The organism is Belliella calami (assembly GCF_022549695.1).
GTDB lineage: Bacteria > Bacteroidota > Bacteroidia > Cytophagales > Cyclobacteriaceae > Belliella > Belliella calami.
Genome location: NZ_JAKZGS010000004.1, coordinates 210,725 through 227,262 on the forward strand (window position 1 = coordinate 210,725; position 16,538 = coordinate 227,262).

The 16,538-nt window shown below is 37.7% G+C and carries 14 protein-coding genes; 7 read left to right on the forward strand and 7 right to left on the reverse strand.

Features of this window, described 5'->3' with window-relative positions:
* Positions 1 to 94: 94 nt before the first annotated feature.
* Complete coding sequence (locus MM236_RS07555; RefSeq protein ID WP_241274350.1) at positions 95 to 1,225, reverse strand: DUF4221 family protein; 1,131 nt, start codon at positions 1,223 to 1,225, stop codon at positions 95 to 97.
* Positions 1,226 to 1,515: 290 nt separating this feature from the next.
* Here MM236_RS07555 and MM236_RS07560 point away from each other — a divergent pair, with 290 nt between their 5' ends.
* Positions 1,516 to 1,755 carry a hypothetical protein gene (locus MM236_RS07560; protein ID WP_241274351.1) on the forward strand — a complete coding sequence of 80 codons (240 nt, stop codon included), beginning with the start codon at positions 1,516 to 1,518 and terminating at the stop codon, positions 1,753 to 1,755.
* A gap of 415 nt (positions 1,756 to 2,170) precedes the next feature.
* On the opposite strand, the gene MM236_RS07565 is transcribed toward MM236_RS07560, so the two are convergent.
* Genes MM236_RS07565 through MM236_RS07575 form a run of 3 tightly spaced genes read right to left on the reverse strand, consistent with a single transcriptional unit; the run spans position 2,171 to position 6,470 of the window.
* Positions 2,171 to 4,639: a bifunctional UDP-N-acetylmuramoyl-tripeptide:D-alanyl-D-alanine ligase/alanine racemase gene (locus MM236_RS07565; RefSeq protein ID WP_241274352.1), complete on the reverse strand. Its 2,469-nt coding sequence runs from the start codon at positions 4,637 to 4,639 to the stop codon at positions 2,171 to 2,173.
* A gap of 22 nt (positions 4,640 to 4,661) precedes the next feature.
* Positions 4,662 to 5,717 (reverse strand): lysylphosphatidylglycerol synthase transmembrane domain-containing protein, encoded by a 1,056-nt coding sequence (locus MM236_RS07570; protein ID WP_241274353.1) that lies wholly within the window; start codon positions 5,715 to 5,717, stop codon positions 4,662 to 4,664.
* 3 nt (positions 5,718 to 5,720) lie between these two features.
* Entirely contained in the window at positions 5,721 to 6,470 is a 750-nt protein-coding gene (locus tag MM236_RS07575; RefSeq protein ID WP_241274354.1) for a segregation and condensation protein A, read from the reverse strand.
* A gap of 188 nt (positions 6,471 to 6,658) precedes the next feature.
* On the opposite strand from MM236_RS07575, the gene dxs reads away from it, so the two are divergent.
* Genes dxs through MM236_RS07595 form a run of 4 tightly spaced genes read left to right on the forward strand, consistent with a single transcriptional unit; the run spans position 6,659 to position 9,811 of the window.
* Entirely contained in the window at positions 6,659 to 8,575 is a 1,917-nt protein-coding gene (gene dxs / locus MM236_RS07580; RefSeq protein ID WP_241274355.1) for a 1-deoxy-D-xylulose-5-phosphate synthase, read from the forward strand.
* Positions 8,576 to 8,578: 3 nt separating this feature from the next.
* A complete protein-coding gene (locus MM236_RS07585; RefSeq protein WP_241274356.1) occupies positions 8,579 to 8,815 on the forward strand; it encodes a DUF4160 domain-containing protein in 237 nt (78 codons plus the stop codon).
* Positions 8,793 to 9,026 carry a DUF2442 domain-containing protein gene (locus MM236_RS07590; RefSeq protein WP_241274357.1) on the forward strand — a complete coding sequence of 78 codons (234 nt, stop codon included), beginning with the start codon at positions 8,793 to 8,795 and terminating at the stop codon, positions 9,024 to 9,026. Before MM236_RS07585 ends, MM236_RS07590 begins: the two co-directional genes overlap by 23 nt.
* A 29-nt stretch (positions 9,027 to 9,055) precedes the next feature.
* On the forward strand, positions 9,056 to 9,811 hold the full coding sequence (locus MM236_RS07595; protein WP_241274358.1) for an alpha/beta fold hydrolase: 756 nt from the start codon (positions 9,056 to 9,058) through the stop codon (positions 9,809 to 9,811).
* Between the two features lie 508 nt (positions 9,812 to 10,319).
* Here MM236_RS07595 and MM236_RS07600 read toward each other — a convergent pair.
* The gene (locus MM236_RS07600; protein WP_241274359.1) at positions 10,320 to 11,738 is read right to left on the reverse strand and encodes a DASH family cryptochrome; all 1,419 of its coding nucleotides are present in this window, start codon (positions 11,736 to 11,738) and stop codon (positions 10,320 to 10,322) included.
* Positions 11,739 to 11,885: 147 nt separating this feature from the next.
* Here MM236_RS07600 and MM236_RS07605 point away from each other — a divergent pair, with 147 nt between their 5' ends.
* Positions 11,886 to 12,467: a hypothetical protein gene (locus tag MM236_RS07605; RefSeq protein ID WP_241274360.1), complete on the forward strand. Its 582-nt coding sequence runs from the start codon at positions 11,886 to 11,888 to the stop codon at positions 12,465 to 12,467.
* Positions 12,468 to 12,491: 24 nt separating this feature from the next.
* Here MM236_RS07605 and MM236_RS07610 read toward each other — a convergent pair whose 3' ends face one another.
* Positions 12,492 to 13,445, reverse strand: a complete 954-nt coding sequence (locus tag MM236_RS07610; RefSeq protein WP_241274361.1) for a Fic family protein — start codon at positions 13,443 to 13,445, stop codon at positions 12,492 to 12,494.
* A 254-nt stretch (positions 13,446 to 13,699) separates the two neighbouring features.
* Here MM236_RS07610 and MM236_RS07615 point away from each other — a divergent pair, with 254 nt between their 5' ends.
* Positions 13,700 to 16,105, forward strand: a complete 2,406-nt coding sequence (locus MM236_RS07615) for an alpha-L-rhamnosidase-related protein (protein WP_241274362.1) — start codon at positions 13,700 to 13,702, stop codon at positions 16,103 to 16,105.
* Here the strand turns inward: MM236_RS07615 and MM236_RS07620 are convergent, their stop codons facing one another.
* Complete coding sequence (locus tag MM236_RS07620; protein WP_241274363.1) at positions 16,106 to 16,528, reverse strand: secondary thiamine-phosphate synthase enzyme YjbQ; 423 nt, start codon at positions 16,526 to 16,528, stop codon at positions 16,106 to 16,108.
* Between the last annotated feature and the right edge of the window lie 10 nt (positions 16,529 to 16,538).

Below are 16,538 nucleotides of genomic sequence, written 5' to 3' on the forward strand. Positions count from 1 at the left end.
TACTGTAATAAAAAACCTTTTATGTTTCTTCCAGCTAATCCTGTTACCTAATTGATTATCAATATAAAACGAAAGGTTTTCGTGTTTTAGATAATCAATGAATCTTCAATCTAACAAATCCCAATTCGTCATCGATATTCAAGTAACAGTATATTTGGCCGTCTTTTACAAACTTCGCAGAAGGGGTTGACTTAAATATATCAGTAGTTTCTTTTTCGCCTACGACTTGATAATTTTCATCGATAATACTTAAAAATGTCTTGTACTTGATATCCTCATCAGCGATTTTTGGAAGTTGCTGATAGGCAAATCTATAGTAAACGTGGTTCTTTTCATCCCAAAAAAGATTTGAAAAACTTATTTCCTGATTGATTTTTGCCATTTCATTGCTAAATGCTTCCTCGGAAGATACTTCATTATTATACTTCCCCATTTTTTCATTTGGAAAGATACTGTTGGTAATCATTTCAAACTTCAAAGAATCTGTTTGGGGATCATAAACATAAATATTGTTGAGGGCATTGGTCCAAAAAATAACTTTATCGTAATTTTTCTCCATTTCTAAATTTGGATGGTGCATTGATATTCCTCCACCTTCAAATGTCATTGTTACTCTGAAGTTTTCCCTTTTATCAAACTCTGGCAATTCAATCAACTTGGTATCCTTATTTTCCAAATCTATTTGTAAAATATTGGGGTTTAATTTTGAGAAATTTGTAATACTGCAATACATCAACTTGCCATCATCAGAAAACCCTCTCAAACTCAAAAATTCCGATTCATCTAAGCCTTCTTTCATCCATTCTTCGTCCAATTTGATCCTTTGCTGCACATTTCCATCAAAATCAGCAAGTGTAATTAAATTCCAATCAAAAAATGCAATTAAATTGTCATTGATGAGCATTGATTGTTGATAATCGCTTTTCCCTACCCCATTTGGACCTTCCTTCTCTAAGAGTTTTTTCTCAAGCAATTCAAGTTTCTCTAAATCTACAATTTCCAAATTGGACGACTTGCCATCCCAAAAAATCATCCTGCTTTTATCAGAATTGTAGGTCTGGGCATATGAACTGGTGGCAGCCATCAGGATTTCATCTTTAGAATCCACGACTACAGTATCCATGGATATTTGAATGTCATCGTAGGAATTACCGGAAGTTTCTACATCCCTTCCGCCACAAGAAGCCAATAAAGCAATGGATATTGCGAAAATCAATTTTTTCATAAAATGATAGTTTATAATATTTGGATAAATACTGATAACGATTCAGTTCCAACATTACTTTTTCAAGGTAGCAAAATTGAAGTCCCACCAATCACTTAACTAAACCTCCTCCTAAGATAAACTACACTTTTAAAAAATCATATATTTCTTTGGATAAATTAACATCTTCTTTGATCTTCTTGATTCCGCTTAATGCAAATGTGACGAGAGGTCCATAAAATACTAGCAAAAAATCCTCACCATAATGGATGAATTTTTGAATCCTTTAAACAAGTTAAAATTAAGACTCAATGAAAATTAGAAGCAATTCACCCTCTTGGATATCATCAATGCTTTTTTTTGTAGGTAGGATGCTTGGTTTGGAGCGAAGTGTTTTGCCACAGATTGCAGAAGTTGGGTTTGCTATAAGAGCGATTCTTACTGGTACCATCGCAGAAACCTTCGGAATAGAAATGTCAATTTTGACCATCGGTGGACTGACAGTTTTGTCTGAGTTTGTTATTCTTTTGAGAATGAAAAAAGTTGGATGATCTGAATAACTTTTCTTGAGAAAAAGAATACGAAAATTTCTGAGATGCTTTTGAAATTAAATCTGGTTACTAGCAAGAGGGATTACAACCATTTTTTTATCGTCCGTGCCTCGGGAACTGTTTCAAATGACAATCAATTTTTGATCCCAGCAATAAATTACTTGGCTATTGTTTCAGCCATGCCTACGGCATATACAATCTTATCGTAAAAATTTTCTGATTTTTGAACCTTTTATCCCCTTGAATCACTTAACTTAATTTTTTAAAATTCTTCTATTTAGCTTATATTCAATCATATGCCTTCAAATGTTTAGGACAGGCATTTCAGAGCATGTTAATCACGTCTCAAATCTTGAATCAAGTGTCTTATATCTTATCCGCCAAATCTAAAATCTACCCTCTAAAATCTAAAATTCTAATCCAAATAATACACTCTCTTGACCCGACTACTGATATTGGTGAGCAACTCGTAAGGAATAGTGCCGATATTGGTAGCCAATTCTTTGAGGGAGATGCCGGGACCATAGATCAAGACTTCATCGCCTTCTTTTGTGTCGATTTCTGATACATCTACCATACACATATCCATACAGACATTGCCAATGATTGGAGCCTTCTTTCCGTGAATCAAGACAAATCCTTTTCCATTGCTAAATCTCCGATCATAACCATCCGCATATCCGATAGCTATCGTTGCGATTTTTCCATTTTTTCCCATTTGGCCTTTGCGACTGTAGCCTACACTTTCGCCAGCTCCTAAATGCTTGATTTGGGATATTGTGGTTTTGAGCGAAGATATTGGTCTTAGCTTTTGGTCAAAAATCCCATTCACTTCAACTCCATACAATCCGATTCCCAATCTTACCATATCAAATTGGTAGTCTGGGTATCTGATGATTCCAGCGGAATTGAGTGCATGGCGCAATGGTTTGTGGTCTAAGTATTCAGAAACTAGCTCGCACATTTGGGAGAAAAGTTCTAGCTGCTGCAAAGAAAAATCTTCATGCACAGCCTCATCTGCACCTACCAAATGGGTGTACAAACTTGTTACAATCAATTCAGGAAACATTTCCACCAATTCCTTCAATTCCCCCAACTGCTGTTGGTCAAAACCCAAACGATGCATACCAGTATCCAAATCAAGGTGTATTTTCATCGAGAATTGATGGGTTCTACAGTATTTCCCGAGTTGTCTGTAAAAAAGCGGACTATAAACGACCGGCTCCAAATCATGCTTCTTAAGCAAATGAAAAGATTCCTGTGCTGGATTCAGAACCATAACCGGTAAAGTGATCCCCTCTTCTCTCAATGCAACCCCTTCGTCAGTGTATGCTACAGCCAGATAATCTGCTCGCAGCTGCTGCAAGTGATTGGCGATTTCGGTCGCTCCACCCCCATAAGCAAAGGCTTTTACCATGACCATGATTTTGGTTTGGGGAAGGACTTTGGTTTTATAGAAATTATAATTGTGGGTCAAGGCATTGAGGTTGATCTCAAGTGTAGTTCCGTGAATTCTTTGTTGTAGTTTATTCACTATACGCTCAAATCCATAGATCCTCGCTCCGGTGACCAAGATCAGGTCATTGTCAAAATGATCCTCTTGAAGCTCTGCCAGTAAATCTTCCGTATTTTGATAAAACAAGGTTTGGCATGGCAACTCTCCTTCCAAAACCTGAATTGTCTCTCCAACACCAATTAACAAATCAATTCCATAATGCTTTAGCAATTGGGCTACCTCTTGATAAACTTCGCCAGGCTGCCCGACCTGCATAAAGTCAGAAAGAAATACCACTTTTCTGTTTTTTGGCCTTTGTGCAGCCATAAAGTCCAAGGCAAGCCGCAATCCTGCCAAATCATTGTTGTAAGTATCATCAATGATCAAAGTTTCATTGTAACCTGACTTGAGCGTCAGGCGCATATCCACGGCTTTGAGATGATTGATCCCTGCTTGGATATCTTTGGCTTGCATTCCAAGCGTAAGTGAAGCAATTATCACATGTCGGATATTTTCCAATGATGCTACATCTGAAAAAGGTACCTGAAAAGTAAACATTCCCATATCAGGTTTGATCAAAAGGATTTTGGTTTTTTCAGCGTCTTTTTTGATCGTCAAAGTATAATCTGCACCTGGCTGATCGGACCAAGAAATCAAATTTTCGCCTTCAAAAGCTGACTCTAAGTATTCTGAAATCTGATCATGTTCTTTTCGATAGATTACATATTTGGAGTCCTCAAAGAGCAAAGCCTTTTCCCTCAATTTTTCAGCGATTGAAGAAAAGCCATCTTCGTGAGCTGTTCCGATGTTGGTGAAAATCCCGATATCAGGTTTGATTATTTTTTGGAGGATTTCCATTTCCCCTACCTTCGAAATTCCTGCTTCTAAAATGGCTACCTGATGATATGGAGAAATTCCAAAAACTGAAAGTGGGACTCCAACTTGACTATTGTAGCTTTTTGGGCTTTTGGCAACTGCATATTTTTGGGCCAGTACCTGGCCTAGCCACTCTTTGATGATTGTTTTCCCATTACTCCCAGTAATTGAAATGACTGGAGATTGAAATAGATCCCTTTCGAAAGTTGCCAAAAGCTGTAAACCAACCCTAGTGTCTTCTGCAAAAATCAAGTCCAATTTTCCTGATAAGCCATTTGGTTCTTTGTAGCCTTTTTTTACCAAAAAACACTTCACACCCAATTCATAGAGCTCAGGAATAAAATCGTGCCCATCAAACTTTGCCCCTATCAAGGCTACAAAAAGTGTTTGCTCAGCCTGAACCATTGATCTCGAATCAATAATGACATGCTGAATCAATACAGCTTCGAAGTTAGAAATCATTTGATCCCCTACTATTTTTCTGATTTGATTGGTAGTGATTGCCTGAATCATGGAATTGATTAAGAAAGTTAAATTAAAGTTCTCTCTTTTTGAAATATACATACTTGATCCACCTAGGAAGGAAAATCGCTCCCAGAATCAAATAAGGATAGTAAGAAAGCATTCTCCATAAGATACTTGTCACAAAAGTATATCCCGACAAAAACTCAGTAAAGAATTGGGCAAAGAAAAACTCAGCCGTACCACTACTTCCAGGGGTCGGAGAGATCATCATCACAATCCACATGATCACTTGTCTGGCAAATACAATCACATGTTCGCTTATACTTAAAGTTTCGTAAGCTGCCACCAGTGCATTTAGCATCAAGTACCTGGAACTCCATATAAAGATCGTCACTGCTATAATTGGTAGCCAATACTTCCAGTTTTTCCCTTTTAGCTCTTTTGATGCATCTATGATCTGATTGCCATATTCATTTGCGGAGCGCTTCCACTTCAATAGCCATTTGATGGAATAAATTTTTAGTAAAACCCATTTGAAAACCCTGGGTCTGTAAAACAAGGCTGCTGCCATTACAATAGAATACACCGCATAAAGACCATAGCTTGTCCAGAAAAGTATTTCAAGGCTTCTTCCAAGCTTCATTTCCATTACCCTACTTGCAGGAAAAATATTTCCTTGGGCAAAAAACAAGATTATAGGAGCTCCAATGACAAAAAACAAATTGTCCAATATTGCTGTGACCATTACATAAGCTATGGCTTTTCCCAATTTGATGCCTTCTTTGTTGAGAATAAAAATCGCAACAGCTGTCCCTCCCACGACGGAAGGAGTCACTGCAGAAGCAAACTCCCAAAGGATAATCACATAGATTGCTCGTTTCCATGTGAGCTCTTTATCTGTAATGGCTCTTATTCTATAGATATATCCAAGATCTCTAAATAAGATTACCAATATTGCTATCAAAATCGCGACGAAAGATGCATCAAAGACACCCCTTAAGGTTTTGGCATTGACGCTTGGATCCAAATAAAACATCAGGAATACGATTCCTAAGCCAATAATGACAGGAACCCAAACCTTATTTGGATTAAGCGTTTCAAAAATCTTCTTGTTGTCTAACTTCATACACTAAGCCAAAGATACCGGCTCTGTTTTTTCTACCCAAAAATTATTAAACCCTTCCCCAATCTTTATGGTAACCACAGAAAGTTGGAGAAGTTCCAAGATGGCTAAGAAAGTATAGATCACAAAAATTTTATCTGGTTTGTAGTTTATAAATTCTGTAAAAGGAACCTTATCCCTGAAACTAATTTTATCCATCACAAAGTTTTTCTGCTGTTCGATAGAATAAGGATACTGAATCACCGTGTGCTTTGTTTCATCTACTCTTGAAGAAAATTTAGCCATCACCTTCTGATAAACCTTCAATAGTTTATATAAATCCAAATCTTGCATCTCCGCTTCTACATCGTCCACTTTGGATAATTGCTTCAACTCAGCCACAATATTTCCTCTTTTCTCTTTTGCCAACTGATTGACCTCCAGAGTAGATAGATCGCCAATAACAGATTTATACTTTTTATATTCCAACAAGTGTCTGATCAGTTCCTCTCTTGGATCCACTTCTTCTCCAAGTTCATTGATTTCTGGTCTTGGAATCAGCATTTTTGACTTGATTTTCATCAACGTAGCTGCAAAGAGAATAAATTCGCTGGCAACTTCTATCTCCATTTTCTCCAAATGATGAAGATAATCAAGGAAATCATTTGTGATCTTGAATATGGGAATATCATAGATATCCAACTCATCTCTCTCTATAAAGAAGAGCATCAAATCGAACGGTCCTTCGAAAAGTGGTAATTTGATTTCGAAACTCACTGGATACTATTTATTTTATCTTAATTTTGCAGCACAATAGCATTCAAAGATATCTAAATTAATGCTAAATTAAACCCTGTCAAGACAAAAGCTTTTCTATGGATCGCTTTGGCTTGAATCTTGACAAGTACAAAACAATAGGCCAGTTAAGAGAGTTTATAATTTTTATAAAGACAAAAAAATCGCTGATGATTATTAACCCAGGTAAATTACTCGCGCAGATCGATTCCCCAGCCGATCTGAAAAAATTTTCCAAAGACCAACTTATACAAATCAGTGATGAACTTCGTCAGTTCATCGTAGACAATGTGTCCATTTATGGAGGTCACTTTGGGGCGAGCTTGGGTGTAGTAGAGCTGACTGTAGCGTTACATTTTGTCTTGAACACACCTGAAGATCAATTGGTCTGGGATGTTGGTCATCAGGCATACGGACATAAAATCCTCACTGGACGAAAAAACCAATTCCACACCAACCGGATTTATGGGGGTATATCTGGATTTCCTAAAAGAAATGAAAGTGAATACGATACTTTTGGAGTTGGCCATTCAAGCACTTCCATTTCTGCGGCTCTGGGTATGGCCATGGCTTCCAAATACAAAGGAGACAAATTAAAGCAGCATGTAGCAGTCATTGGTGACGGGTCGATGACAGGCGGGATGGCTTTCGAAGCGATGAACCATGCTGGTGTCTCGGACACAAATCTGATTATCATTCTCAATGATAATTGCATGTCTATAGATCCGAATGTTGGTGCATTAAAGGATTATTTGACTGACATCACTACTTCGCATACATATAACAAGGTAAAAGACGAAGTTTGGAACCTTCTAGGCAAGTTCAGCAAATTTGGAACATCGGCACAAGAAGTAATTTCCAAGGTTGAAGGAGCTATCAAAGCAACTGTATTAAAACAAAGCAATTTATTTGAATCCCTAAACCTCAGGTATTTTGGCCCAGTAGATGGTCATGATGTAAATCATTTGGTGGAGGTGCTTTCAGATTTGAAAAATATCCCTGGACCGAAAATTTTACATTGTGTCACTGTAAAAGGAAAAGGATATGCCCCTGCGGAAAATGGCAATAAAACTACATGGCATGCACCGGGACTTTTTGATAAAGTAACTGGAGAAATATATAAAAAGAAACCAACAGCGCCACAAGCACCAAAATACCAAGATGTATTTGGTCATACTTTGGTAGAATTGGCCAAGGAAAATGATAAAATAATGGGTGTGACACCTGCTATGCCTTCTGGTTCATCCATGAATATTATGATGAATGAGATGCCTGACAGGGCATTTGATGTAGGTATTGCAGAACAACATGCAGTTACTTTTTCAGCAGGATTGGCTACACAGGGTTTGATTCCTTTTTGCAACATCTATAGCACATTTATGCAGAGAGCCTATGATCAGGTTGTTCATGATGTTGCGCTACAAAATCTTCAGGTAGTTCTTTGCTTGGATAGAGCTGGGTTTGCTGGAGCAGATGGCCCAACGCACCATGGTGCATATGATATACCTTCGTTCAGATGTATTCCCAATATGGTAATCTCTGCTCCGATGAATGAAGAAGAACTCAGAAACCTGATGTTTACCGCAACAACATACCAAGGACCTTTTTCTATCAGATACCCAAGAGGCCAAGGTGTCATGCCTGAGTGGAGAACACCAATGCGGAATATTCCAATTGGTCAGGGAAGAATCGTAAAAGAAGGAGAAGAAGTTGCCATTCTAACCATTGGACATATTGGTAACTATGCGGTGGAAGCTTTTGAATCTTTGGAAAAGGAAGGCTTGAGCCCTGCTCACTACGACATGCGTTTTGTGAAACCTCTGGATGGAGAGCTACTTCATGAAATCTTCGGAAAATTCAAGAAAGTGATCACAGTCGAAGATGGAGCGTTGATGGGCGGATTTGGTTCAGCAGTAGTAGAATGGATGACTGATAATGGCTACTCAGCTCAAGTGAAGAGATTAGGTATTCCAGATAGAGTCGTAGAACACGGAGAGCAAATTGAGTTGCATAGAGAGTGTGGCTTTGATCCTGAAGGAATAGCTGAGGCTGTGAGGGAGATGGTTGAGGTTCAGGTTAGAGATTGATTTATGCCCACGGTTTTGAAAATTGGAGGTTTAAGATTCTTCTTTTATTCTAATGATCATGAACCAATTCATATTCATGTAGAATCTGGAGATTCAACTGCAAAGTTTAACCTTAAACCAATTCAAAACGTAAAATCAAAAGGTTTTGATTCAAAAGAACTAAAAGAAATTAGTAAATTGATTGAAATTAATATAGAGGTTCTAATTGACTCTTGGTATGAATATTTCGGTAATACATAAATCTCCATTAGCAAAAAAGGTCTGGTTTGACAAAACCAAATTCTATGTATTACTCGATGATGAAAGAGAAATAGGGATACCATTAGAATGGTTTAGAAAACTCAAATCTGCTAGTACTGAAGAACTAAATCAATATAGACTGATCGGAAATGGAGAAGGAATTCACTGGGAAGTATTAGACGAAGATATTTTAGTAGAAGCCTTGCTGTAAATTCAGCAAGGCTTTTATATTTTTACAATATGATCTCATTTACCAAACAAGGCACTGGAAAACCAATTATCTTTCTACATGGATTTTGCGAGACAAAAGAAATGTGGAAAACTTTTTCATCACAGTTATCCACTGAATTTACGGTTTACTGCCTTGATCTTCCTGGATTTGGTAGCTCTGCTTTGCATTTGGATCAACTGAATCTTGAAGAAGTGGCAGTTACCCTTCATGATTGGATGGAAATAAACAAAATCAATCAACCCATCATCATAGGCCATTCCTTAGGAGGTTATGTTGCTTTAGCTATGGCTGAGTTGCTTGGGTCAGAACTTGCAGGAATCGGATTGTTTCACTCCACAGCATTTGCTGATGATGAAGAGAAAAAACATACAAGAAACAAGACCATAGCATTTGTCAAAAAACATGGAGTGGAGAAATTTATCGAATCCTTTGTCCCTCCTTTGTTTGCTGCCCACCATCAAGAAATGTTGGAAGGTGAAATAGCAACTTTGATTCAATATGGAAAAATGACACCAAAGAAAACTGTATTAGCCTACATTGAAGCTATGCGTGATCGAAAAGACAGGTTTGAAGTGTGGGAAACTTTTACAGGCGCAAAACTAATGATAGCTGGCACGCTAGACCAAGCTGTGAAAATTGAAGCAAGCAAACTTCACCAGCCTTTCGCAACTGCTTACCATGAATTAGAAGAGGTGGGTCATATGGGAATGTTTGAAGAGGAATTGAAATGCTTGGAGATAATCAAAGCATTTTTGATTTCTTAATAAAAGATGAAAATACGGAATGATTCCAGTAATTTTAGAAAAATAACATCTTTGATTCATTTTCGATCCAACAGAGGCGGACAAGTTATTTTTATACATTGATCTAAAGCAAACATTAATATTAGAATTTTATCTTCTGACAAAGTAGAAGGTAATAATAAATAAAGGCTCTATGTTGTAAAATAACAAATTCTCAACAGAGAAGGGCGGTTGTATGCAGAGAGTAATTTATTTCTGATGAACACAATTTCAACCAAATCAAAAACCCTGAAAGGGTTTAACTTTTCAATAGCCTCCGGTGAAACCGGGGGAGAATATATCATTTACAACACCCACGACTCTGAAGGAGTCGAATTTTGTTCAACGCTATTCAATAATTTATGCATAGGAAAGACCCTGACTTTAATACTATTAAACTATAAAGATATTTTAGCGTAGTAGAAAACTACGCTTAGTCGGAGTCAACTTCCCTTTGCGTTTCCTAGCGTTCCTTTGCAATTTAATTAAACTAAAACTTCGGTATCTTGACCATCGGATGTGGATAAGTACCTCCAAGTGAAATCTTATATTCCTTCAGCTGCTTTGTGGATAACTCGAAAGGCTGATGAATATCATAACCTGGAATGGCTTGAAGCTCTGGAATCCATTGCCTAATATAATCTCCTTTTCGATCATAATTATTCGCTTGCTTGAGGATATTGAAATATCTGTTTTCCCTCGGATCATTGCCTACCCCAGCCACATACATCCAATTACCCCAATTGGAACAGACATCATAATCTATCAGTTGGCTTTCAAAATACGCTGCCCCCCAGCGCCAGTCAATGTTGAGATCATTGACTAGAAATGAGGCAACATTTTGTCTTCCTCTATTGGACATGAAGCCAGTCTCATTCAATTCACGCATATTGGCATCTATAAATGGAATGCCCGTTTTCCCTTCTGCCCATTTCCAAAAAAGTTGTTCATTTCTCACCCAGTTATCCACATTATCTTTGATTCCAGAAACCAAAAATATCTTTCGTCCATGCTTCTTTGCAATAAATCTAAAGTAATCCCTCCAAATCAACTCAAAGATCATCCAATATGTCGATTGGTTTTTCTTTCGCTCACTTTCATACTTTTTAACTTCTTCGAAAATAAATCTCGGGGAAATACAACCTAAAGCAAGCCAAGGCGAAAACTTGCTGCTATAGTCTGCACCCAATAAACCATTTCGGGTCTCTTTATATGTTTTCAGACAATCTTTCTCCCAAAAATAAGAATCTATCCTAGCCATACCTGCATCCTCGCCCCCTTTGAATTCCATTACTGCACGGAGAGAAACAGGCACTTTACCAATTCCATAACTCGAAAGATCAGGGAAATCTCCCCAGTTTATTTTAGGTGAATTGACAACTTCTGGTGCAGATAAGGGCTTTCTAACCTCCGAAAATTTCTCACATTCTTTTCTAAATTGAGTAAATACTTCCGGTGTTTGATTAATCGGAAACGGCAAATCGTCTAAATGAAATAAAGTACTTTGCCAAAAGGTAATTGCCTCAATGCCAATTTTCCATAGCGAGGATTCTAGCGCTTTTTCTACTGCTATCTCTTCAGATGTTACTTCTTCAGAGAAATAAACAGCATCAATTTGATATTCCTTAGTGATTTCAGGGATTAAATCTTCTGGTCTTCCATTCAAAATCAAAAGATTTGAGCCTAGTTCCTGAAGATTTTTTCTCAAGTTATCCACAGCTTGAATTAAAAATTCTGATTGATGGCTTCCGGTTTTTGGAAAGCCTAAATCAAGTATCCTAAATTGCCTTGGATCAAAGCAGTAAACTGGAATAATCTCTTCGGATTTTTCTATAGCGGAAAATAAGGCTACATTATCATGCAGCCTTAAGTCATTCCTAAACCAAACTAATGTACGCTTGTACTTCATTAGATTAGTAACAAGCTGTTCAAATAAAGTGTTTGGGTAATTCAAAATATTTTCCCTTACTTGATACCCGTAAACTTTTCCTGTAATATATATCTCTACAAGAATAAATTTTACATTGTAACCAATTTAAATGCAAACAGCCATAAAATGAAGAAACTAGTATTTATTTTCTTGACTCTTATTTCTACGAACCTGCTAGCCCAGAGACCACAAACGGAACAAGGAAAAGGCTCTTTGGCGTTTTGGGAAAATTTGACCAAACTATGTGGAAAATCCTTTGAAGGAGAAATGATCAATGCTTCAGAAAATGATCAATTCTATGGTAAAAAATTAGTGATGCATGTGAGAACCTGCGAAGATGGCAAAATCACAATCCCATTTCATGTAGGAGATGATCATTCTAGAACATGGGTTTTGACAATGGAAGAAGGAGACGTAATCAAGCTGAAACATGATCACAGGCATGAAGACGGTACAGAAGACAGAGTAACTCAATATGGAGGAACAAGCAGCAATACAGGCATGTCGAAGGTTCAATTTTTCCCTGCCGACCAAGAGACTACAAGCTTGATCCCTTATGCAGCAACAAATATTTGGTGGATAACTTTAGACGACACTACATTTTCTTACAACTTAAGAAGAATCAACAACGACTCTTCAATAAATGTAAAGTTTGACTTGACCAAAGAAGTTGATACTCCACCAACTCCTTGGGGCTGGGAAGATTAATGAAAATTAAAAAGGGAAGAAATCTTAAATCTTCCCTTTTTTATCTTTTAGGTAATTTTGAACTGATTTTTTGGAGGTATACCACACACGACCCTCTTTGTACGCTTCTATTTTTCCCTGGCGTGCCAGCAGACTGATGTATTCCTGTCCATAAGGCACTTCAGGCTCTTTTACTATATTGGAAATGGCATCAAAATCACCTGTAGTATCCTCCAAACTGTTTAAATAGATGGTAAGCGACCTATCGACAGCTTGCACAATTAGAAATAGCAGCTTGTCAAAATTGCCATTGTTAGCTAGATTCAAAGCTTGGTAATAGCGCTTTCTATCCACACCCAATATCACCGCAGGAGGAAAACCTTCTTTCATTAACAGTAAATTCATTAGCAGCCGAACCGTACGCCCATTCCCATCAAAAAAAGGATGCACCCACACAAACCGATGATGAAACAAAGTGACTTTTTCAAGAATATCCATTTTACTAGTATTCTCCCAGTCAATAAGATCAGTAATTAAATCAGGCACTTTTAGTGCATTGGGCGGTATAAAATTAGCACCTCCAATACGAACACCAGCCGTACGAAATCTTCCAGCAAAATCCTTTTGGATTTTATTGAGCACCAACTCGTGTACATCCAAAACGTCTCTTTCAGTAAGTTTATAATCTGATGACACCAAAGACTCTACATAGTCTATAGCATCTCTGTGGTTGACAATTTCCAAATGCTCGTTTAATGATTTGCCACCCACTGTAATCCCATCTTCAAGCACCATCCTGGTCTCTTGCAGTGTGAGTGTATTTCCTTCAATGTGATTGGAATTATAAGTCCATTCTACATTCAAGTTTTCTCTAATATTGGCTAGCAGTGCATGGGGAATTGGACGGAATATATCCAATCTTTGCTTTTTCTTATGCACTGACTGCAGCAGCTGCGAGGTATTTTCGCTTAATTGCCCTATATTAAAATCATATTTCATACCTCAAAGGTACGATTTTAAATTGAAAATCGGTAGTATTAAATTATATCCTACCCGATTTTTTTACATAACAATTCATAAACAATTACACAATCCTAAGCAATAGAAGCAACCCTTAGCATAGACAAAACTGAAAGTATCATTCCCAATAATGCAGAGATCAAATTGTTAATTCAACTGTAAAATTGAAATGATAAAGTATGATAATTGAGGCGTAAGACTTACATTTATTGTTAAGTTTGATATCTTTCCTTATGAATAAATTAACCCTAAGTAATCCTTACTTCATTTTTTTAGGTATTTTGTTATTCGGATGCAAATCCGAACCGCCTAGAGTAAATTTCCAAGACCTTTATACTGATCATTCAAATCTAAGTGGCAAAAAAGAATATCTCAACTCCCCCTATGTGACAGCTGGGGACCGGGTTTATATGGTTGGCCATCAAGATGGGACTTTTCCTGATTTGGGATGGCATGTTGAAGGAGAAATGGGAGGAATTTGGAATCACCCAATCAAATTGATGGACGGTTTTACAAATTCTATTCAGATTGAGGGAAGCTCATATTGCCTTGATAGAGCTGATCAATTCATAAATTACCCTTTTGGCAATAAGCATATTTTTTCATCTTCAATCCCCGAACTAGAAGTTCAGAGATTCCAGTTTGTTCCTGAGGGAATAGAAGGAATGGTTATCGAGTTTTCATTTACCAATAAAGGAGATGAAAAAAAGTCATTTGATTTCAATTTCACAGGGCATACTGACTTAATGCCTGTTTGGCTTGGTGATAGGGCAGGAATGATCGATGATGTGGATAACTTAACTTTTGATGAATCACGGAAAGCGTGGAGGGGAAAAGATGCTTCAAATGATTGGTATGTACTCTTCGGTTCAAATCAAGCTGGAACTGAAGATGAGGGGATCGACATTTCTTGCCTATATGAACCACAAGGCAATGGTGTGTCGGCCAATCTCAAATATACAATTACGGTAAAGCCTGGAAAGGTCAATACCCTCCGATTTTTTATAGCTGGTTCATACAAAGATCAAGATTCTGTGGAAAAAACCTACGATCTTTTGTCAAAGCATGCGGACACATATTTGAAGGAAAAAATCGAACATTATGAGAAAATTGCCTCCAAATCAAGAGTAACCATTCCAGACAAAGAACTTGAATTGGCTTTTGAATGGATCAAATATAATACAGAATGGTTGGTCAGAGATGTCCCAGAGATAGGAAGAGGCTTGGGAGCAGGAATGCCGGATTACCCATGGTGGTTTGGTGTGGACAATGAATATACGCTCAAAGGTGCAATTGCGACGGGCAGAAAAGATTTGGTCTATAGCACGATCGAACTTATCCACAAACTATCTGAAACAAATGGGAACGGCAAAATCATCCATGAAGTAAGTTCCAATGGTGTGATTTTCAACCCTGGAAACATCAATGAAACTCCGCAGTTCGCATCCTTGATATATTGGGTTTACCAATGGACTGGGGACAAAGAGTTTTTGAAAAAATATTACCCTTTCATTAAGAAAGGTTTGAAATGGCTAATGGAAGAAAATGATCAGGATGGCAATCTTTTCCCTGATGGATATGGAATGATGGAAATCCATGGACTTGAGTCGGAGATGATCGATGTGGCTGTTTACACCCAAAAGGCCTTTGCTGATGCTGCTAAGATGGCGAAAATCATGGGTGAAACAGAACAGGCTGAGAGTTATCAACATACAGCTGATTTGCTGAAAGAAAAAATCAATAAGGAATTTTGGGTTGAGGAATACAACGCTTACGCAGATTTCATTGGTACTACATCTGAGGCACTGCATTTGATAGATGCGGCAATTGTAAGAGCCGATACACTTCAAAAGCCTTGGGCGGTAGAGGAGCTGAAAGCAACTAAACAGAGGTTATCCACATATCCAAGGAACAAAAAGCAAGGATTTGTTCTCTTCCATAACTGGGTGGTCAATACACCTATGGAAATGGGAATAGCAGAAGAAGAAAAGGCAATCAAAGCACTAAACAAGGGAAGCAAATTCGTAAATCCTTTTGGGGTGTTCGTTACCGGAATAGATCGAGATGAAGCCTCCGAATCTGCTGATGGAAAATTTGAAGGGAGTAAAGTCTTTTCATACACTGGCGCAGTGATGACTTTGCCAACAGGTGTCCAAGCTATTGCAGAGAACAACTATGGAAGACCTGATGAAGCTTTGGGTTACTTACAAAGAATGACCAAATCCTTCGGATTTGCACTCCCTGGTTCGATCTATGAAGTATCGCCCGACTATGGAATGATGGCACAGGCTTGGAATCTCTACAGCTATGCGGTTCCTTTGGTGACACAGTTTTTTGGGATAAATCCGGATGCTCAAAACAAAGTTGTCCACATCAAACCTCAAATGCCAAGTTCTTGGAATTCAGCCAAAATCGAAAATGTAATTATGGCCGAAAACAGTATTTCTATGGATTTCAAAAAAGAAGGTAACGAGATTCTAATTGAAGTCAAACAAGAGAATGGAGATTGGGAAATACATTTAGATCCTTCATTTTATCCTGCAAAGTCAATCAAGCTCAACGACACAGCGTTTGATTCTGTAGAAAAGGGAACCTACTCAAGCACTGGCAAATCGATTATCTATACTTTAACATTATAATCAAATCCCAAAAGCTGTCAAAACAAGCTCTCTGGGGCCACCATGATTTCTGAATTCACAAAGATAAATTCCTTGCCAAATTCCGAGGTTAAGTTTTCCACCAGTTATAGGTATTTGAAGACTATTTCCCAAAAAACTGCTTTTTAAGTGCGCAGGCATATCATCTGACGCTTCATAAGTGTGGATAAATCGTGGATAACTATCCGGAACTAACTCATTGATAAAGGTTTCAAAGTCCCTTCTGACAGTAGGATCAGCATTTTCATTGATAGTCAGACCAGCTGAAGTATGTTTAATAAATACCTGAAGCACTCCTGCCTGTATTTGACTGATTGCTGGAATTCCATTTTCCACAATCTCGGTGATCAAATGATATCCTCTTGGATAACTTTTTAGCTGAATTTCTTGTTGGTAAAGTTTCATTTTCTAGTTA